This window comes from Pseudomonas sp. GM21 (genome assembly GCF_000282215.1).
Classification (GTDB): Bacteria; Pseudomonadota; Gammaproteobacteria; order Pseudomonadales; family Pseudomonadaceae; genus Aquipseudomonas.
On sequence record NZ_AKJS01000194.1, the window covers coordinates 42274 to 62678 of the forward strand.

The following is a 20405-nucleotide window of genomic DNA, read 5'->3' on the forward strand; positions in this document are numbered from 1 at the left end:
GTTATCCCTTAACCGCGTGGAGTCGCGTCAGCCAGTTTCACCACCGTTCCCGGCGCAACCTTGGCAGGTGCGACTTGGGGCAGGTTGCTGGCTTCCAGCGCTTGTCGTTGTTGAGCGAGTGCCGCGAGGGTCTGTTCGCTGGCCATCGGGATCACTTCAGGGGTGACCGGCGAGCCAGGGCGTACCCGTTGCAGGCCCTTGACGATGACGGTGTCATCCTTGTTCAGGCCGCTGCGCACGATGCGCAAACCTTCGATCTTCGGCCCCAGTTCGACGGCGCGGTAGGCCGTGTTGTTGTCGGCATCCATGACCAGTACGAATTTTTTGCCCAGATCGGTGCCTACCGCTTCGTCATTGATCAGCACGGCGGAATAAGTGCCGCTGCCCACCAGTTTCAGGCGTGCATAAAGGCCCGGGGTGTAGCTGCCGTCGGTGTTGTCGAACACTGCGCGACCGCGAATGGTGCCGGTTTTCGGGTTGACCTGGTTGTCGATGAAATTCATCACACCCTGGTGCGGGTTGCCGTCCTCGTTGGACAGGCCCATATAAACCGGGGTGGTGGCGCCGCGTTTGCCCTGGCGGGCGAGTTGGGTGTACTTGAGGAATACACGCTCGTCAGCGTCGAAGTAGGCGTAGACCTTCTCGGTGGACACGACGCTGGTCAGCGGCGTGGTATCGGCGGTCACCAGGTTGCCGGCGGTGATTTCGGCGCGGCTGACGCGACCACTGATCGGCGCGGTGACGCGGGTGAAGCTCAGGTTCAATTTGGCCAGGTCCAGCTGCGCCTGAAGGGCACCGACGGCGGCGCGGGCTTCTTGAGCCGCACTCGTACGCGAATCAGCCAGTTCGGCGGAGATCGCGTTGCTGGTGCGCAGGCGTTCACCGCGCTGGGCTTCGTTTTCACTGCGGGTGGCGTTGGCGCGGGACTGGGCAACCAGGGCTTCGAGGCGGCGGACCTCGGCCTGGAAGGGACGCGGGTCGATCTGGAACAGCAAATCACCTTTCTTGACCAGTGCGCCTTCAGTGAACGCCACTTCATCAATCTGCCCGGAGACCCGTGGACGAATGGCTACCGTTTCCGGGGCTTCCAGGCGCCCGGTGAATTCGTCCCACTCGTTGACCGGTTGTTCCAGCACCTTGGCGACGCTGACTTTGGCCGCAGGCATCGTCGCGGCGGACTCTGGAGCCTTGCCGCAGGCGCTCATCACCAGCACGGCCAACAGGGCCAACGGGAAGCGCAAATGTTTAAGTGATTGTTCCATGGATGCATCCGCCAATGTATTGAGAATGGACGGATGATGAGCGGCGAGGGTGTATGTCACGAATCGAATGAAGCGAAGGTAACTATCATTCGGAATGATATGAGAGCAGGAAAAGCTCTCTAGCATGCACCTTTGGCTGGTCAGGGATCAATTGGATTGATGGCAATTCACAGTTGCGGTGACCGCAAAGGTCGTGCATGAAACTGAGTTGGGGCCCATCTCGGGAAAGCCACTGTCCCACAGTGGGAGCATCACAGATTCACTGTGGGAGCGGCGGTGCGACGATTCGACTTGCCCGCGAAGAGACCAATAGCCCCAACACAAAATCAGGATCAGGATCAGGACAGACTATCCGGATCCTGCAATCGAGAATCGGGCGTTCAACCAAAATCGCTAGCCTGATGTCGTTCAGGCACCTGGCTCGCCTCATCGCCCCACGTTCGGTTAATGCTCTTCGCGAGACCCACTACTTCTGGATTCCGCTGGGTCTTCTCGATGTCGAACTGAGCACGGAGTGTGTTGGAGATTTCTGCACCGATGACGCAATGTCATGGGATGAACAACGCTCGGCGAACAGTCATCACGCAGCCCCGGACTCACTTGAGTTTCTTCTGCATGAACTCCAGGTCAACCACTCTTGATAGTGTGTTGAAGCTACAGGACCTTACCAGCTGGAATCCGCCGAAACATTCCTTCACGTGTGCGTGGGGCTTTCCGTCTGGCCGGTGAAGAAAGCCCGGTGCTGTGCGTCCGGAGTTGCCTGAAGACAGCGCAGCAGAACATAGGTGTGTTGGACGAACGTCATCCGCGCTTTCTTGGCAATGCTGCCCTTTCCGTTTGACTGTCTGCTGAACACCTAGCGTTCATGACCGCTGACGCATCCGGAATAACGATATGATTATATGTTCCTTTCATAATTAGCGGTCATTAATATAATCAAATCTGTTTTCTGGCTTAGCCTGAGAACCTCGCCGGGACGTCACTTTGCTGGGCCAATTTTTGCCCAGCCTCCTCGAATTCACCCATGCCAGGGCCTTTCATGAAGTTGAAAAAACTCATCGTCGCCGCCAGTCTGTTGTTCGCCGCAGCAGGGGTTCATGCGGAGCAAGCCATCGATATCAGCTACCAGCGCTCCTCGACGTTATGGATTTTGCTAAAGCAAAGCGGCCAGCTGGAGGAGCGTTTGAAACCCTTGGGCTTCACCGTCAACTGGCATGAGTTCAGCACTGGCCTGCTCAGCTCGTTGAACGCGGGGAGTGTCGACTTGCATGCAGACGTAGCGGACGCCTTTGCGTTGTTCACCCAGGCAGCAGACGCGCCGCTGACCTACTACGCGCGGGAAAATCCGTCGTCCAGTGCTCAGGCGATCATCGTTCAGGACAATTCACCGATCCATAGCGTCGCAGATCTGAAAGGCAAAACCGTCGCGGTTTCCAAAGGATCTGGCAGCAACTTTTTGTTGATTGCGGCGCTGAAGAAAGCCGGATTGACCCTCGCCGATATCACTCCGCGTTACCTGGAAGCGCCGGATGGCGGGGCAGCATTTGCCAACGGCAGTGTCGATGCATGGGCTATCTGGGATCCGTTCCTGGCGACCCAACAACGGGAACATCAGGTGCGTGTGCTGGCTGATGGCAAGGACGGTGTCGCCAATTACAACCGCTTCTACCTGGCGACGTCTAAATTCGCCAATGCCCATCCGGACGTGCTGCAAGTCACCTTCGATACCCTGCGCGAGACCGGGCGATGGGTCAAAGCGCACCCGCAAGAAGCCGCGCAAATCCTCGGGCCACTGTGGGGCAACATTCCGCCCGCCACGGTCGAGTTGGCGAACACTCGCCGCAGCTACGACATCGTCCCGGTCAAGGTCGATGAACTGGCCGAGCAGCAACGCATCGCCGACACCTATTACGCGGCAAAGCTCACACCCAAGCCGTTGAAGGTGTCCGACATCGCTGTCTGGACGCCGAAGGCGCAGTAAGGGAGCGTTGCCATGAGTCGCCAAATTCACTTGTCAGCCTTCTTGCTGACCGGGCCGGTCATCCACAGCCACGCGGCGTGGCGTCACCCGGAAACCGTCGGCAATTACCTTGAGCCCGAATACTACACGCGCGTTGCGAAAGTCGTGGAGGAGGGGTTGTTCGACTTTTTGTTCTTCGCCGATCGCCTCGCGGTGGGTGACCAGATGGGTGGCACCCGGGACCTGGCCTTGCGTTATGGCGCTCAGGACGCGACGCGCCTGGACCCGTTGCCAATCCTGTCTTACCTGGTCGGGCAAACCAGCAAGCTGGGTCTGGGGGCAACCCGTTCCACCACTTATTACGAACCGGCGCATATCGCCCGGGAATTCGCCACCCTGGACCACCTGTCCAAAGGCCGTGCCGCGTGGAACATCGTCACTTCGATGAACGACAGTGAAGGGCGTCTGTTCGGAAAGGACAAGCACCTGGAACATGACCTGCGTTACGACCGCGCCGACGAATTTGTCGAAGTGGCGTTGAAGCTGTGGCGTAGTTGGGGAGCAGACGCGCTCAAGCTCGACCGCGAAAGTGGGGTGCTGGCCGATCCATCGAAGATCCACTCGGTGCAGCACCACGGCGAGTGGTTCAAGGTCGAAGGCCCGCTGAATATTCCGCGTACTCCCCAAGGTCGTCCGGTGCTGATCCAGGCCGGCTCGTCTGGTCGTGGTCGACGTTTCGGCGCGCGTTGGGCCGAGGCGATCTTCACTATTCATCCACATTTGGCCGCCATGCGCGCCTTCCGTGACGACGTGCGTGCGCAGGTCGTGCAACAGGGGCGGGAGGCTGACAGCTGCAAAGTGCTGACGGCGATCATGCCGTTTATTGGTGGCACTGAAGCCGAAGCGCGGGCCAAGCGTGATCGGCACAACGCGCTGGCGCGTCCGGAGTTGGGGCTGGTCACGCTGGCGTCACAGCTCAATGTCGATCTGTCGCCGTTTCCGTTATCCGCGACCCTGGCCGAGGTTGCGCAATCGCCATTGATCCATCCTGCTGCCGCCGAAAAGCTGTTGATGCAAGGCGCGGAAACGACCCTGGAGCAGCTGGGACGGATTTTCTCCAGCAGCGTACGCGTGCCGCAACTCGTGGGCACCGGCGCACAAATCGCCGATCAATTGGCCGAATTGTTCCTGGGCGATGGCTGCGACGGTTTCGTGATCTCGCCGGGTTACCTGCCGGGCTCGTTCAGCGAATTCGTCGAAAGCGTGATTCCACATCTGCAACGTAAAGGCTTGTTCCGCCGCGCTTACGAAGGCTCGACCCTGCGCGAGCATCTGGGGCTCGGCGAATTGAAAGACTAACCACCTCTACCAACCAAAGGGATATTTGAATGGCTGTTTTCGATCGATTGACCCGTCGTCACTTGCTGGGTCTGGCCAGCGTCGCCCTGGCGAGTCCACTGCTGATGTCGCTGCCGCGCCCCAGTTGGGCGGCCGATGAACACGCTGGACACGATGGACACGCCGTCGATACCGGCGCCGAGCCCACCGGCACTGGTGAGTTCATCCGGCTGGACACCCCGCGTGCGCTGAAGCTGGCGGTGAATCTCAATGCCGTATGCCTGGCGCCGGTGGTCATCGCGCACGGACAAGGCTTCTTCAAGAAGCACAACCTTGATGTCGAACTGGTCAACTTCGGCAACTCCACCGAAGTGCTGCTCGAAGCGATTGCCACCGGTAAGGCCGATGCGGGTGTCGGCATGGCGTTGCGTTGGCTCAAGGCGCTGGAGCAGGGCTTCGACGTCAAGCTGACCGCGGGTACACACGGTGGTTGCCTGCGTTTGCTCAGTGCGGTCAACGGCAATGTTCATAAGCTCGAAGACCTCAAGGGCAAAACCATCGGCGTCACCGACATGGCCAGTCCGGACCGGAATTTCTTCTCGATCCTGCTGAAAAAACACGGCGTCGATCCGGTGCGCGATGTGGACTGGCGACTGTTCCCGGCCGACCTGTTGGGCACTGCGCTGGAGCGTGGTGAAGTCCAGGCGGTCAGCGGCAGTGACCCGTTCATGTACCGCTTGATCAATTCCGGCAAGGCTCAGGAGCTGTCCACCAACCTGGTCGAAGAGTACGCCAACCTCAGTTGCTGCGTCGTCGGCGTCACCGGCAAATTGGTACGCGAAGAAAAACGCGTGGCCGCGGCGCTGACCCAAGCGATTCTCGAGGCCCACGATTATTCGGTGAAAAATCCCGAGGCGGTGGCCAAGGGTTTCCAGGCCCATGCGTTGAATACTTCGGTCGAAGAAGTCAAAGCGATCCTGCATGACCACACCCACGGCCACCATGCCGTGGGCGCGCTGCTGACCAAAGAAATCATCACCTACGTCACTGACCTGCAAACCGTGGAAGTGATTCGCCAGAGCACTAACGCCGGCGAGTTCGCCAAGGAGATCACTGTCGATGTCTTCAGCTGAATTTTCGACACTGGCCGCTCCCGCCACGCAGCGGGCTTTCAAGGTGTGGCGCCAAGGCGCGATTGCGGTGGCGACGTGGGTGGCGGTCGCGTTGTTGATCAGCTATTGGCCGAATGCCACGCGGGTTTGGCCAATGACCCAGGGCCTGGCGAATCTGAGTCTGGCAGTGGCGGCATTGATCGGACTGTTGGGCCTCGTCGGTCACTGGTCTGCGAAGGTCGCCACGCGTATAAGTGCCGCGGGTGCCTGGTTGATCGCGCTGCCGATTCTGTTGGGTATCTGGGAACTGCTGACCGCCAAGCTGGGCTTGCTGCCGGTGCCGTTCTTTGCACCGCCGCAGGCGTTGCTCGCGGTGTACGTGGAAGATTGGCCGCGTCTGGCTGAAAGCTTGCTGCACTCGGCGCTGTTACTGGGCAGTGGTGTGGCGCTGGGCGTTGCGACCGGGTTTGTTGCCGGGGTCGCCATCGGCTGGTCGAGCAGCATCGGCTACTGGCTGCATCCGGTCTTGCGCATTCTCGGTCCAGTGCCTTCGACGGCATTGTTGCCGCTGTGCTTTTTTCTGTTTCCCACCAGTTGGAGTGCCAGTGTTTTCCTGATCGCCCTGGCGACCTGGTTTCCGGTGACGGTGCTGACCTGGTCCGGCGTGGCCAGCGTCGACAAAGCTTATTACGACGTCGCACGGACCCTGGGCGCGAAGCAGGGCTTTCTGATTTTCAAAGTGGCGATCCCGGCGGCATTGCCCCATGTGTTCGTCGGTGTGTTCATGGGGCTCGGTGCGTCGTTCTCGACCTTGGTGGTCGCGGAAATGATGGGCGTCAAATCCGGCATCGGCTGGTACTTGCAATGGGCCCAAGGCTGGGCGGCCTACGCCAATATGTACGCGGCGCTGTTGATCATGGCGCTTGCCTGCTCGGGGTTGATCTCCGGGCTGTTTCTGATCCGTGACCGACTGTTGGCCTGGCAAAAAGGAGCGGTGAAATGGTAGCGCTGGCACACACATCGGCCGCCCCGGTTTTGCCTGGGCTGGCGTTGCGCATTAACAAGTTGAGTCACGGTTTTGCCCTGGACGGTCAGCGCTTGCCGGTACTGGAGCAGGTTTCCCTCGACGTGGCCCCCGGTGAGTTCGTCGCCTTGCTTGGGCCTTCAGGTTGCGGTAAGTCCACCCTGTTGCGACTGGTGGCTGGGCTGGAACCGGCCGATTCCGGTACGGTGCTGGCCGATGGCGCACCGATTACCGGCCCGGACCCGAGCCGGGTCGTGGTGTTCCAGGACCCGACCCTGTACCCATGGCGGCGCGTGTGGGACAACGTCGCCCTTGGCCTGGAAGCCCAAGGCCTGCTCAAGACCCATTCCGCCAAGGTCGATGCCGCCCTGGAAAAAGTCGGCCTCAGTCAATTCGCGCGGGCGTATCCACGGCAGCTATCCGGGGGCATGGCCCAGCGCGTTGCCTTGGCCCGGGCACTGGTCAACGAACCGCGTCTGCTGATTCTCGACGAGCCGCTGGGCAAGCTTGATTCGCTGACCCGTATCACGATGCAGAAAGAACTGATCGATCTTTGGCAACGCCAGGGCTACACCGCGCTGCTGGTGACCCACGATGTCGAAGAAGCCTTGCTGCTGGCCAATCGGGTGATTGTATTCAGTGATCGCCCGGCCGCGATCAAGGCACAACTGACCATCGAGCGGACGTATCCGCGTCATCGCGACGATCCTTATCTGGTGGACCTGCGGCGCCAGATCATGGGTTTGCTTGGGTTGGGGGAGAGCTGGTAATCCCTGGTTTCGAGACAACGAAACCCCAGTATGTTCGCTCCCACAACGGGGCCACATTTCATAGGGAATACATCGCACCATGAGTTTCACTTCATTGCATTGGGGCGCGTACTGCCCGCAGGTCGTCCACGGGAAATTGGAGGCGATGGTTCCAGTGGAGTGGGACCCGGATCCGTCGCCCATCGGTGCCTCGGTACCGGACGCCATTACGTCGCCGACGCGGATCCTGCGGCCGGCGGTGCGCCGCAGCTATCTGGAGAATCCCGGCGCCCATCCCGAACGGCGGGGTCAGGAACCCTTTGTCGAAGTGTCGTGGGACGTCGCGTTGGACCTGGTCGCCAGGGAACTGAAACGGGTCAAGACCGAGCAAGGTAACCAGGCTATTTTTGGCGGCAGTTACGGCTGGGGCAGCGCCGGGCGTTTCCATCATGCGCAAAGCCAGTTGCACCGATTTCTCAATCTGTTCGGCGGCTACGTTTTTAGCGCAGACAGCTATAGCCTTGGCGCCGGACGGGTGCTGATGCCGCACATTGTCGGCAACATGGATGGATTGCTGGCTGCGCATACCTCGTGGAAAAATCTGGCGCAGCATTGCGAGTTGTTCGTCGCCTTCGGCGGCCTGCCGGCGAAAAACGCGCAGACCAGTCCCGGTGGAGCGAGTGAGCACCTGTTGTCCCGCGCGCTGGAAGACATGTCTGAGGCCGGCGTGCAGTTCCTCAACGTCAGTCCCTTGCGCGACGATCTGAGCGGACCGAAAAAAATTCAATGGTTGCCGGTTCGCCCCGGCAGTGACACCGCGCTGATGATGGCGTTGTCCTACGTGCTGGTCAGTGAAGGTTTGCACAACGAGGACTTCATTCAGCGCTACACGGTCGGCTATGAGCAGTTTCGCGCTTATCTGCTCGGCCATGTCGATGGCCAACCCAAAGACCCACTGTGGGCACAGGCGCTAACGGACATTCCAGCAGCGCAAATCACCGCGCTGGCACGGCGCATGGCCAGCCAGCGGACCATGATCAACATCGCCTATTCCCTGCAGCGTTCTGTGCATGGCGAACAGCCGTTCTGGATGACCGTGACCCTGGCCGCGCTGCTCGGGCAAATCGGCTTGCCGGGGGGTGGTTTCGGCTTGGGTTATGGCTGCATGAACAACACTGGTAGTGGTCGCAAAGCGTTTTCCGGGCCGCGCTTTTCCCAAGGGGCCAATCCGGTCAAGGATTTCATTCCGGTGGCACGGGTCAGCGACATGCTGCTCAATCCGGGCGCGCCGTTCGACTACAACGGCAAACAGTTGCAGTACCCGGACATCCGTCTGGTCTATTGGGCGGGGGGTAACATTTTCCATCACCATCAGGACCTCAATCGTTTGCTGGAGGCCTGGAAGCGTCCGGAAACCATCGTTGTTCATGAGCAGTACTGGACCGCCCAGGCCAAGTATTCGGATATCGTGTTACCGGCGACGACGGCCCTGGAGCGCAACGACATCGGCAGCTCCGCGTCGGACCGCTTCATGATCGCGATGCGCCAGGCAATCGCGCCGGTGGGCGAGTCCAGGGATGACTATTCGATTCTGGCCGATATCTCCGCGCGCCTGGGTTTCGCCGACGCCTTCACCGAAGGTCGCGACGCCGAGGCATGGTTGCGATTTACCTATGACGAGTCCCGGGGCAGGGCGCAGGACCAGGGGATTGAGCTGCCAGACTACGACGCTTTCTGGCGAGATGGACTGTTCGAAATTGCCTACCCCGACACCGATACCGTCCTGCTCAAGTCCTTCCGTGAAGATCCGGACGCGAATCCATTGCCTACCCCATCGGGGCGGATCGAAATCTTTTCCGAACGCATCGCGAGTTTTGACTATGCCGACTGCCCCGGTCACCCGGTGTGGCTGGACAAGCCGCCGACGCCGTTCCCGCTGCAGTTGTTATCGAACCAACCGAAAACCCGTCTGCACAGTCAGTACGATCACGGTGCCTACAGCCGGTCTTCGAAAATCCGCCAGCGTGAACCGCTGACGCTCAACACCGAGGACGCACGCGCCCGGGGCATTGTCGATGGTGACGTAGTCAAGGTGTTCAACGAGCGCGGCGCCTTTCTGGCCGGGGTGATTGTCTCGGACGGAATCCGTCCTGGGGTGGTGCAAATCGCCACTGGGGCCTGGTTCGATCCGCTGGTTCATGGCGAAAGAAACAGCCTGGACAAACATGGCAACCCGAACATGATCACGGCCGATGTCGGCTCGTCGAGTTTGTCTCAAGGCTGCTCGGCGCAAACCGCTTCGGTGGAGATCGTGAGGTGGGATCAGGCGTTGCCTGCCGTCACCGCTTTCGAGCCGCCGTTGATGGTTTAAGCGTGCACCTCACAGGTTCAGTGTCACGCTTTATTGAATAGCATTGCGGTGTCTGGCCGGGCTCTCTTTGATTGCCTGGATTCGATATCAGCCCCACCTCATGGCCGCCAAATCCCGACATCCTTCGTATCCACCGCCTTGGGCAACAAGCCAGCGGCAAAAAACGCATCGGCGATTTTCTGTTGTTCACCCAACTCGCCGCTTTTTACCGGTTGTACCTGATAGCTGCGATGGGTGTTGGCGCTCTCGACGGTTTCTACGCCAAGGTTGCCCCAGAGGGGGCTGAGCACTTGGGCTGCTTCAAGGGGATTGGTCTTTACCCACCGACCGGTTTTGTCCAATTGCTCATAAACCACCTTGAGTACGTCGGGGTGTGTGTTGGCGTAACTTGTGCTGGTCAGGTAGTAGCGCTTGTAGCTGGCCAGGCCTGTGCCGTCAGCCAGGGTGCGGGTCGGCAGTTGCCGTTGGGCGCTGGTCAGGAAGGGTTCCCAGGTGACCCAGGCGTCGACCTTGTTATTCTCGAAGGCCGCGCGACCATCAGCGGGTGACAGATAGGCGGGTTGGATATCGGAGAACGCGAGACCGGCCTTGTTCAGGGCGGCGATGAGCAAATAGTGGGCACCGGCAGCTTTGGTCACCGCAACTTTCTTGCCCTTCAAATCAGACAATTGTTGCAGCGACGAGTCTTTGTGCACGACGATCGCCTGGGCTGATGGCGAGGGTGCTTCCTGGGCGAAGTAGGTCAGTTTGGCTTGTGCAGCCTGGGCGAAAATCGGCACGGTGTCTGCCACATCCGCACTGATGTCGACATTGCCGACATTCAGTGCTTCCAGCAGTGGCAGTCCACTGGGAAACTCATGCCAGCTGACATCAATGTTCTGTTGCGCAAGGGCTGTTTCCAAAGAGCCTTGAGTCTTCAACAGCGTGATCAGTGTCGATGATTTCTGGTAGCCGATCCGCAGCGTTTCGCGGGCCTGGGACGGCAGCGCAAAGGACAGGGCGGCCAGTGCAGCGACCAGACTGATGAGTAGGGGTTGACGGAGTTTCGCATGACTATTTGCAGTAGATTTCGACATGGCACGCTCGACATTCAGTAAGAAATAAGGGTTTTCTGTGTTGAAGAATATGGTTATAAAAATCTATTTATAAATAATTTATAAGCATTAGCTTAGTGGGTTTAGGGTTGCGCTCTTCGTGGGCCTCCACTTGGTCCGCGGGCGATGACAGCAGATCGACTGAAATCAATCCCCGCGTTGCGCGTTCGCCTGATTCTCCAGGGCCAGGCCATTGAGAAAACGTTCGAGATTGGCCAGGAAGCTGTCGGCGATTTCATAGCGGCTGTTGCTGGAAATGGCCGAGGTGTGGGGTGACAGACGCACCCTCGAATGGGCGTAGAGCGGATGACCGTCCGGCAACGGTTCAGGTTCGGTGACGTCCAGCGAGGCCAGGCCGATGCGTCCGCTCTCCAGAGCTTCGAGCAACGCCTCGTGGTCGAGCAAACCACCCCGGGCAATGTTGATCAGGTGCAGGCCTGGTTTCGCGCTGTCGAGTACAGCGCTGTCGACGATGTGCCGGGTCGCATCGGTCAAGGGCGCGGCCAGCACCAGATGATGAGAGCGGGAAAACAGATCATGGATATCCCGCGCCGCTTCGACGCCTTCTACCTCGAAGGTTGTCTGACTCTGACGCAACGCCAGCACCTTGATGCCCAGGGCGTGGGCCTTGGTGGCCAGGCTGCGGCCGATGGCACCAAAGCCGAGAATCCCCAGCGTGGTGCCCTTGAGCGGCGTCAGCGCAGTGAAACTCCATTGCGCGTCATGTACCCAAATATCTGGTAGCCGTTTGGCGGCAGCGAAGATCGCGGCAAGGGCGAATTCGGCGATGTTCTCGGCGGCGCTGCCGCGCGAGGTGCTGACTGGCGGGCCGTTGAACAGCCAAGGCGGGTAGAAATCGATGCCCGACGACACCACTTGTATCCATTGCAGGCCATAGGGCCAACCCGGCGGCGGTGTGTCCGGCGCCTGATAGCCGCGCACATTGATCGGCCGTGCCAGCAGAATGCTGACCTCGGCTGGCAAGTCGCTGGGTACGCCCGTGGGCACACCGATGACGCGGGCCTCGGGGTGGGTTTGTGCGAGGCGCTGGCGGATCACTTCGTTGAAATCTTCGTCCAGTTGGCTGGCGATGACAAGCTGGCTCATGGGCGCTCCTTTGGCTGGCGCTGGGCGAAGACGGCTTTACCGACCCCTTGCAGGATGGCGTCGTTTTGCGGCGTATGGACGCGGCTGCACAGCACATCGCGGTAGTGCCGTTGCAGCGGGTTGCTGCGTGACAGACCCGGATTGCCCGACGCCTCGATGGCCAGCTCCACCGCACGAATCGCGTTGCCAGTCACCAGGTATTTCAGTTGCGCCGCATTACTGGTCGGAGTGTGGCCCTCTGCGGCGGCGTCGAGCAGGCTACGGTTGGCGAACAGCAAGGTGTCGATGTGGCCGACGGTTTCCTGAAAGCGCGGCAGGGTCGACAGCGATGCACCGAGGTTGGACGGCTTGCGTGTTTCCAGCCAGCCCACCAGCCAGTCGCGGGCGGCTTGAGCGACCCCGTCATAGACGGATGACAGCAACACCGACATCCACAGCAAACCCTCGCCGTCCAGTTCAGGCTGCGGCGAGCTCCAGCGGCTGACGCTGACCGCGTGATCCAGCGGCACCAGCACATTGTCGAACACCACTTCATGGCTGCACGTGGCGCGCATGCCCAAGTGATCCCAATCTTCGATGATGCTGATGCCCGGTGTGTCTTTGTGCACCAGCCAGGCACCGACCAGCGGATCTTCATCATTGCTGCGCGCCCAGAGGCTGAACCAGGTCAGGCCATGGCTGCCGGTGGAGTAGATTTTCCGCCCGCTGATTCGCCAGCCTGCCGCGGTACGCCTTGCGATGGTGGCGGGCAAACCGCCGCGTGCCGGAGTTCCCAGGTCAGGTTCGACCCGTAGGGCATTGATCAGCGCGCCCTCCCGCACGGCGTCTTGGGCCACCTGCAAGCGCAACGCTTCGGGCCAGTTTTGATTGTCTTGCAAACGCGCATGCTGGATGTACTGCATCACCAGAATCAGCGCCGTCGACGGCTCGCCTTTGGCGATAGCACGGATCACCTTGCGTGCCTGTGCGAGGTTCGCGCCACCGCCACCCAGGGCTTTGGGTATGGTCAGCGCGAGGAGGCCGTGCTCATGCAATAGCTTGAAGTTGTCGTGGGGGAAGGTGCCGTTTTCGTCATGGACGTGGGCACTGGCGCCCAGTTGTGCGCTGATGCGTTCAAGTAATGTCTCGAAATTGGCCGCTTCGATTGAACGCAGTGCTGGCGAATGTTTAGAGGAAAGGCTCATGGTGAATTCACTCGATCGAAAAGGGTGAGTGTCGTTATTTTTTATTGTGATCAACTGTGGCGAGATTCGGTGCACAACTGCAGCAGGAGGGATTCGCTCATGCCAGCGCCTCGCTTTTTTCCTCAGCCTTGAGGGCGGTGCGCGCGTGACGGTTGATCGGGACTTGCAGGCCAAGATTGTCGCGCAGGGTGCTGCCGCTGTACTCGTCGCGGAACAGGCCGCGCTGTTGCAGGACCGGCACGACCAGTTCGGTGAAATATTGCAGGCCGTCGGGCAACAACGAGTTGATGATGAAACCGTCCGCCGCACCTTCTTCGAACCACTTTTGAATCGCGTCGGCGACGTGCTCGGGGGTGCCGACGAAATCCCGGCGCGGCCTTGAGAAGCGCAGGGCGACTTCACGCAAGGTCAGGCCTTCGTCCTTGGCCAACTGCTTGATCCGGTCTGATCCGCCTTTCTGGCTGTTGGACCCCAGATCGCCCAGCTCGGGGAACGGTGCATCCAGCGGGTACTGGCTGAAATCATGATCATTGAATGGCCGGCCGAGGGCGACGATGGCGTCTTCGATGGTCACCAGTTCCACGGCTTGTTGATAGCGGCTTTCCACTTCGGCTTCATCGTGCCCTACGATCGGACGAATGCCCGGCAGGATCGACAGTATCTCTGAATCGCGACCGAAGCCGCTGGCGCGTTTTTTCAGGTCCTGATAGTAGGCATGTGCGTCCTCGAAGCCTTCGGGGAGGACGAAAATCGCGTCAGAGTTCTGCGCGGCGAAATTGCGTCCGGCCTCAGAGGTGCCGGCCTGGAAAATCGGCGGTTGTCCTTGTTTCGAACGGGCGATGTTGAGCGGACCCTTCACCGAGAAAAACTCACCCTTGTGCTCCAAAGCATGCAACTTGCCAGGGGTGAAAAACTCGCCGCTTTGCTTGTCGTAGGCGAAGGCATCGTCTTCCCAGGAATCCCACAGGCCCTTGACCACATTCACGTGCTCTTTGGCGATGCGGTAGCGAACGGCGTGGGGCGGGTGTTCAGCCTTGCTGAAGTTATCGGCGGTGCCGCTGAGCCAGGACGTCACCACGTTCCACCCTGCGCGACCACCGCTGATGTGATCCAGCGAGGCGAGTTGGCGGGCAACCTGGAACGGTTCGGTGTAGCTGACCGTGACCGTCGCCACCAGTCCGATGTTGTGCGTCGTGGCTGCCAGGGCCGAGAGAATGGTCAACGGCTCGAAGCGGTTGAGGTAATGCGGGCTGGATTTCTCGTGAATGTGCAGGCTGTCGGCAATGAACACGAAATCGAACTTGGCCGCCTCGGCCAGTTGTGCCTGCTGCTTGTAGAAGTCGAAGCTCACGCTGGCGTTGGGCCGGGCCTGCGGGTGGCGCCATTCGCCCCATCCGTGGCCGACGCCATGGACCATCGCACCGAATTTCAGTTGGCGTTGTTTGCTCATGGTCTTACTCCTGAATCCGTCGCATCGTTATCGAGATGCCTGGTCGAGTTGGGCGCGCTTGGCGTTGAAGCTCTTGTCGAAGCCTTGGGACACGTCGATGTGTTTGCCGAGAATCCCTTCTTCCTGATAGATGTCGGCGGTGGTTTGCAGGCCGCCGATCACCTTGTCGTCGATTTCCACCGGTTGCATGTGCGTGCCTTTGTCCACGGCGACATGCACCGCCAGCGGCAGGCCGGTGACGCGCGCCTGGGCGGCGGCAAATTCCTCGGGGTGGACGTTGGTCCAGCGATACGCACGATCAACCCGGGCGATAAAGTCCTCCAGTTGCTGACGTTTGTTGGCGATGGCCTGGCTGGTGGCGGCAAAGTACAAATGGTTGGTCAACAAGGTTTCGCCGCTGACCAGGACCTTGGCCTGGCTCTGGGTGGTGGAAATGGTGGTGAAGGGGTCCCAGGTCGACCAGGCGTCGGCGCTACCGTTATCCAGCAGGATTCGCGACTCGCTCGGCAGCAGGTAAATGAACTGCACGTCGTGGGTGCTCAGGCCGGCGCTGCGCAAGGCCTTGATCGCCAGGAAGTGGCCGATGGAGCCACGGGTGGTGACGATCTTTTTGCCCTTCAGGTCGCTGGCATTGTTCAGCGACGAATCCTTGGGCGCGAGAATGGCCGTTGTATAGCGACCCTCGGCATGCACGATGCTGACGACCTTGATCGGCGCGCCGGCCCCGAGGGCGAACACATACGGCGCATCGCCCAAAGCGCCGATGTCTACCGCACCGGCATTGAGCGCCTCGCCCAGTGGCGCGGCGGCCGGGAACTCGGAGAACTGGATGTCGTAGGGCACATTCTTCAGCTCGCCGGACACCTCCAGCAGCACTTTGATCGTGGATTTCTGATTGGCTACCAGCAGCGGTTGCAGGTCTGCGGCGTGGGATGACGCAGTGAAGCCCAAGGTGCAAAAAAGGCTCAACAACAGGGATTTGGGTGACATGGGAAACTCCAGGCAGGTGTTGCGCTTCGATTAACCTCCGCCTGGAAGAAGGGGTCGGTGTGGGTTGACGTTATCTCTATAAGAAACGGCTGTGAAATTCTTTATGGTTATATGCTAATTATTAAGTTAGCTGATTATTGCGTTTATTATTATTAAATTAATGCATTTAAGGTGGTGCTGAAGCTAAGCAGCACGAACGCAGAACGCACCAGGCGCGAGAGAAGGTGTTGGTCTGAAGAGGAGGGGATGCTCAAGAAGAGCGGCACCCCGGTACTGACCGAGGTGCCGGGGTGCAAATGGCTAGATCACGAAAAATCCATGGGTGCCGTCGCGGGCCAATTGGTCGACCAATCCGAACTCCCAGTCCAGATAGGCCTGCATCGCTTCGCGCGGGCTATCGGTGCCTTCATAAGGGCGGCGGTAGCGATCAATGCGCGGGGACGCCAGACGGGTTTCGCCTTCTTCCAGAGGCAGGTGCGCGACGATCCAGCTGGCCGTGCCACCCTTGAGCAGAAACACGGCTTTGCCAGTCAATGCCTCGACTTCGGCCACTGCCAGTCGCGCCAACTGACTGCTGCCGCAGGTCAGTACATAGCGCTCGGCCGATGGCACCTTGGCCAGTGCTTCACGCAGTTGCCCGCGCAATGCCCACCAGGCGCCTGGAATGTGGCGTTTGACATAATTGGCGCTGCTGGTGAAGTCCAGCACCGCAGTGTCATCGTGGGTCAGCCATTGCGCTAATGTCTCGGCGCTGATTTCTTCGGCCTGGCGGGGCGCGGGGACCGGTGCCTGCCACGCACCTTTTTCGCTGAAGTGTGCAGGCTGCAGGTCATCCAGCACATGCACTTCCCAACCCAGTTGTGCGAGCCAGGAAGCGGACATGTTGGCGCGCACGCCATCGTCGTCGACCAGCACCAGGCGCGCGCCACGCACGCTGGCGAAGTGGTCGGTTTCCTGCACCAGTTGCCCGCCGGGGGTCGAGCGGGCGGTTGGCAGGTGCCCGGCTTCGAATTCCTCCGGGGTGCGCACGTCGAACAGGTAAGTGCTGCGGGTCGGTTCCTGCTGCCAGCGTTGCAGGTCGGCAATTTTTGCTCGGCCCACCCGGGCTTTATCGGCGACGCGACGGGCATCGCCGGCGGCAATTTGCCGATGCTCTTCGCTGGTCGGGGCGAATCGGCGCGACTGGCCGTGCTGCAGTTTTTGCCCGGCGAGGGTCCAGCCAATGGTGCCGTTGCGCAGGGCTGAAACGGGGTTGGCGATGCCGGAGTTAATCAACGACTGCGTGCCGATGATGCTGCGGGTGCGACCGGCGCAGTTGACGATGATGCGCGTTGCTGGGTCCGGTGCCAACTCCCGGGCGCGCAGTACCAATTCCGCCCCCGGTACGCTGATGCCGGTGGGAATGCTCATGGTCTGGTATTCATCGAAACGCCGGGCATCGAGCACTACCACATCGGCCTCGTTATCGAGCAGGGCCTGAACTTCTTCGGCTGCCAGTGACGGCGTATGGCGCTGGCTTTCGACCAGTTCGCCAAAGGCTTTGCTCGGCACATTGACGTCGATGAACAATTCGCCACCGGCGCGGCGCCAACCCTCCAGGCCCCCTTCGAGCAGACTGACATTGATGTAGCCGAGGTCGTGCAGACGCTGAGCGGCGATGCTTGCCAGGCCTTCGCCATTGTCGTAGACCGTCACGAGGGTATCGCGCCGGGGAATTCGCGAGAACACCTCCAGTTCAAGTTTCGACAATGGAATGTTGGCGGCGAACAGCGGATGCGACTCGGCAAAGGGTGCTTCTTCTCGCACATCCAGCAGCGCCAATTCTTCACGGTTCAGCAGAGCTTGGCGAATCTTGGCGAAGGAGCGGGTCGGTAGGGTGCTCATAGGGCTTGGTTCTCTTTGGACAAATCCCAGATATTGGGGAGAAAGGCGTTGGAATAACCGGAAATGAACAGCTTCTCGCTGCCGTCGGGCTGATACACCGCGCGGCGCACGGCTCCGATGTTGGCGCCATAAACATGAATGCTGATCGAGACCTGATCATCAAACGCGTTACTGACTTGATGAATGTCACCGACTTTGGGCGACACGGCCTCAACCTGGCCCGGTCGCAAGTGCACCCGCTCACTTTCGGCGATCAGGGAGCCGTCGGTGTGGCGCTGGAAACCCTGGGAGTACTCCGCCCCCCGCAACATACCGATCAGCCCCCAAACCCGATGGTCATGGACCGGTGTGCTTTGCCCCGGTCCCCAGACAAAACTGACGATGCTGAAACGCTGCCGAGAATCAGCATGCAGGAGGTATTGCTGATAGCGCTCCGGGTCTGGGCGGGCAAAATCCTCAGGCAGCCAATCGTCATGGCTGACCAATTGGCTGAGCAGTTTGCCGCCACGATGCAACAGATCACCCTCGCGAGGGTTGCTGTCGATCAGCTCCGCCAGGGCGCCTATGAATGCTCTGAGTCTTTCCGGGTGTCGGGCCTGGGTCATGGCGATTCCATCGTTCGTTGTGAAGTTTTCCTTTTGATTTAAACATAATGTTTTTGATCAATATGCGATTGTTTGATGATTAGGATATAGCTGAAAGGAATTTATAGCCCGTTGGCATAGCACCAGACGCTATTGATTAGTGAGCTGGGGTGGGCCGGGCTATCCAGATACCGACAATAGAACTATGCTTTTCAGACATCTTATTGACTGTTCTCTATGTGCGGGCCAAATGAAAATTGATGATATCGACGCCTTTGTCGAAGTGATTCGTTGCCAGTCCATCAGCCATGCCGCCGAGTCGCTCCAGTTGACCCAACCGGCCATCACGCGGCGCGTGCAGAACTTTGAGCAGGCCTTGGGCGTGGAGTTGTTCGACCGCAATACCAAGCCGCTCAAGCCCACCTTGATCGGCACGCGGGTGTACGAACAGTGCCGGGTGATCCTGCGGGAGATGGATGCGCTGCGCGAACTGGTGGCTACCGATGCGCCGCCCACCGGGCTGTTGCGCCTGGGCGTTCCGCAAACCATCGGTGATGTGGTGTTGCTCGACGCACTCAAGCATCTGCGCATCGAGTACCCCGAACTGCGCGCGCAGGTGGCCACGGGCTGGGGCAGTCAATTGGTCGGCAAGATCGAGCGCGGAGAGCTGGACGCGGCAGCTGCATTGTTCCCGGCGGGGAAGGTTTTTCCGGACAACGTTGTCGGCGAGTCGATCGGCAAGGTGGAGTTGGTAGTGGTGTGCGCCAAGACCCAGTTGCCCAAGCGTCCGTGCAAACTGGCTGATGTTTATCAGAATGGCTGGATTCTCAATCCCGATGGTTGCGGGTTCCGCGCCGGGTTGCAGCGAACCCTGTCGGACCAGGGCCTGGCCCTGAGGGTCAATCTGGAAACCTTCGGCACCGAGTTACAACTGGGCCTGGTGGCCGATGGTCAGGGGCTCGGATTGGTGCCGCGTCCGTTGCTGGAGCGCAGCGCTCATTTCGATCAGTTGGCGGTCATGCCGCTGAAAGATTTCAAACCGGTGATGGACCTGTGGCTGATCTATCCGCACTTTCTCGGCAACCTCCAAGGACCGGTGGATACCTTTGGCAATCTGGTTGCTGCATCGCTGCAGAAGATCAAGAGCGCGGCGTGAGGCGGGAAAGCGTTGTTATCATAAAAAATAATAATAATTAGCTTAGATTAAAATGTGCTTTTTATTATTTTTTGCCATCCCATAGGCTTGCTGGAGTCCTTAAGACCATCCAGGAAGTTTTGCCATGAGCAGCGTCAGTCCGTTATCCAGCTTCTCGAAAAATGTTCGTCAGCGTGTCAGCCCCGAAGAATGGGAGGTGCGTGTAAAACTGGCCGCGGCCTATCGGCTGGCTGCCCTGTTCAAGTGGACGGACCACATCTACACGCATTTTTCCGCGCGGGTACCGGGGCCAGAAGAGCATTTCCTGATCAATGCCTTCGGGCTACTGTTTGACGAAATCAGCGCTTCCAACCTGGTCAAGGTCGACATTGATGGCACCATCGTCGACGACCCAACAGGGCTGGGTATCAACCCGGCCGGTTACGTGATCCACAGTGCGATCCACGCTGCGCGTCCTGACCTGCAAGCGGTGCTGCATACCCATACGCGCGACGGCATCGCGGTATCGGCTCAGCGCAACGGCTTGTTGCCGATTTCCCAGCATGCCATCGGTTTTTCCGGGCGGGTGGCTTATCACGGTTACGAAGGGGTGGCGCTGGACCTCGACGAGCGCGAGCGACTGGTGGAGGATCTGGGCGACAAGAGCGTGCTCATACTGCGCAACCACGGCTTGCTCACTGCTGGCATCAGTGTTGAACATGCGTTCCAGCAACTGCACGTGCTGGAGCGGGCCTGCACTATTCAGATTGCCGCGCAAGCCGCTGGCAATGTCGAGTTGATCTTCCCGCCAGCCGAGGTGGTGGCCAAGGTCGAGAAACAGGCCGAGGTATTCAAAAGCGGTGACGGACCGGGCGTTGCGCGGCACTGGAACGCGCTGATTCGGCAGTTGGAGCGCAGTGATACCGATTACAAGAATTGATCCGCACCACAGGGTTATCTTTCGAGCATAAATCCTGTGCTCGCCACCGATCAATGTGGGATCGGGTTTGCCCGCGAATGCGGTGTGTCAGTCAGCATCTCTGCTGGATCTGCAGCCGTCTTCGCGGGCAAGCCCTAATGCCAGTCAGTTAAGCCGAACCGCACTTTGTAGCAGCTGGCGAAGCCTGCGTTCGGCTGCGCAGCAGTCGTGAAATTAGCCGA

16 protein-coding genes and 1 pseudogene are annotated in these 20405 nt (G+C 59.7%); 9 read left to right on the plus strand and 8 right to left on the minus strand.

What is annotated here, in order from left to right:
- Positions 1 to 8: 8 nt before the first annotated feature.
- On the minus strand, positions 9 to 1262 hold the full coding sequence (gene mexE / locus PMI22_RS01155; protein ID WP_007949278.1) for a multidrug efflux RND transporter periplasmic adaptor subunit MexE: 1254 nt from the start codon (positions 1260 to 1262) through the stop codon (positions 9 to 11).
- Positions 1263 to 1947: 685 nt separating this feature from the next.
- Between mexE and PMI22_RS32580 the strand changes: the two are divergent.
- The 7 genes and pseudogenes from PMI22_RS32580 to PMI22_RS01125 form a co-directional block, all read left to right on the plus strand.
- Positions 1948 to 2042: pseudogene (locus PMI22_RS32580) on the plus strand (hypothetical protein); the annotation flags it as partial.
- A gap of 259 nt (positions 2043 to 2301) precedes the next feature.
- Positions 2302 to 3243 carry an aliphatic sulfonate ABC transporter substrate-binding protein gene (locus tag PMI22_RS01150; protein WP_007949279.1) on the plus strand — a complete coding sequence of 314 codons (942 nt, stop codon included), beginning with the start codon at positions 2302 to 2304 and terminating at the stop codon, positions 3241 to 3243.
- Between the two features lie 12 nt (positions 3244 to 3255).
- Entirely contained in the window at positions 3256 to 4581 is a 1326-nt protein-coding gene (locus tag PMI22_RS01145; RefSeq protein WP_007949280.1) for an LLM class flavin-dependent oxidoreductase, read from the plus strand.
- 29 nt (positions 4582 to 4610) lie between these two features.
- Positions 4611 to 5693, plus strand: a complete 1083-nt coding sequence (locus tag PMI22_RS01140; RefSeq protein ID WP_007949281.1) for an ABC transporter substrate-binding protein — start codon at positions 4611 to 4613, stop codon at positions 5691 to 5693.
- Positions 5680 to 6678, plus strand: coding sequence for an ABC transporter permease (locus PMI22_RS01135; RefSeq protein WP_007949282.1), 999 nt, complete (start codon positions 5680 to 5682; stop codon positions 6676 to 6678). The genes PMI22_RS01140 and PMI22_RS01135 overlap by 14 nt, the downstream gene beginning before the upstream one ends.
- Complete coding sequence (locus tag PMI22_RS01130; protein WP_007949284.1) at positions 6672 to 7466, plus strand: ABC transporter ATP-binding protein; 795 nt, start codon at positions 6672 to 6674, stop codon at positions 7464 to 7466. The genes PMI22_RS01135 and PMI22_RS01130 overlap by 7 nt, the downstream gene beginning before the upstream one ends.
- A 79-nt stretch (positions 7467 to 7545) precedes the next feature.
- Positions 7546 to 9816 carry a molybdopterin guanine dinucleotide-containing S/N-oxide reductase gene (locus PMI22_RS01125; protein ID WP_007949285.1) on the plus strand — a complete coding sequence of 757 codons (2271 nt, stop codon included), beginning with the start codon at positions 7546 to 7548 and terminating at the stop codon, positions 9814 to 9816.
- Positions 9817 to 9914: 98 nt separating this feature from the next.
- On the opposite strand, the gene PMI22_RS01120 is transcribed toward PMI22_RS01125, so the two are convergent.
- The 7 genes from PMI22_RS01120 to PMI22_RS01090 all read right to left on the minus strand — a co-directional run bounded on the left by PMI22_RS01120 (position 9915) and on the right by PMI22_RS01090 (position 18130).
- A complete protein-coding gene (locus tag PMI22_RS01120; protein WP_007949286.1) occupies positions 9915 to 10892 on the minus strand; it encodes an aliphatic sulfonate ABC transporter substrate-binding protein in 978 nt (325 codons plus the stop codon).
- A 165-nt stretch (positions 10893 to 11057) separates the two neighbouring features.
- Positions 11058 to 12017, minus strand: a complete 960-nt coding sequence (locus PMI22_RS01115; protein ID WP_007949287.1) for a D-isomer specific 2-hydroxyacid dehydrogenase family protein — start codon at positions 12015 to 12017, stop codon at positions 11058 to 11060.
- Entirely contained in the window at positions 12014 to 13201 is a 1188-nt protein-coding gene (locus PMI22_RS01110) for an acyl-CoA dehydrogenase family protein (RefSeq protein WP_007949288.1), read from the minus strand. The genes PMI22_RS01115 and PMI22_RS01110 overlap by 4 nt, the downstream gene beginning before the upstream one ends.
- A gap of 97 nt (positions 13202 to 13298) precedes the next feature.
- Positions 13299 to 14651 (minus strand): LLM class flavin-dependent oxidoreductase, encoded by a 1353-nt coding sequence (locus tag PMI22_RS01105; RefSeq protein WP_007949290.1) that lies wholly within the window; start codon positions 14649 to 14651, stop codon positions 13299 to 13301.
- A 27-nt stretch (positions 14652 to 14678) separates the two neighbouring features.
- A complete protein-coding gene (locus tag PMI22_RS01100; RefSeq protein WP_007949291.1) occupies positions 14679 to 15641 on the minus strand; it encodes an ABC transporter substrate-binding protein in 963 nt (320 codons plus the stop codon).
- A gap of 300 nt (positions 15642 to 15941) precedes the next feature.
- The gene (locus PMI22_RS01095; protein ID WP_007949292.1) at positions 15942 to 17525 is read right to left on the minus strand and encodes a rhodanese-related sulfurtransferase; all 1584 of its coding nucleotides are present in this window, start codon (positions 17523 to 17525) and stop codon (positions 15942 to 15944) included.
- Positions 17522 to 18130, minus strand: a complete 609-nt coding sequence (locus tag PMI22_RS01090; protein ID WP_007949293.1) for a cysteine dioxygenase — start codon at positions 18128 to 18130, stop codon at positions 17522 to 17524. The genes PMI22_RS01095 and PMI22_RS01090 overlap by 4 nt, the downstream gene beginning before the upstream one ends.
- Positions 18131 to 18359: 229 nt before the next feature.
- Here PMI22_RS01090 and PMI22_RS01085 point away from each other — a divergent pair, with 229 nt between their 5' ends.
- Both PMI22_RS01085 and PMI22_RS01080 read left to right on the plus strand, forming a co-directional pair.
- Positions 18360 to 19265 carry a LysR family transcriptional regulator gene (locus PMI22_RS01085; protein WP_007949294.1) on the plus strand — a complete coding sequence of 302 codons (906 nt, stop codon included), beginning with the start codon at positions 18360 to 18362 and terminating at the stop codon, positions 19263 to 19265.
- A 124-nt stretch (positions 19266 to 19389) separates the two neighbouring features.
- Entirely contained in the window at positions 19390 to 20184 is a 795-nt protein-coding gene (locus PMI22_RS01080; RefSeq protein WP_007949295.1) for a class II aldolase/adducin family protein, read from the plus strand.
- The last annotated feature ends 221 nt before the right edge of the window (positions 20185 to 20405 follow it).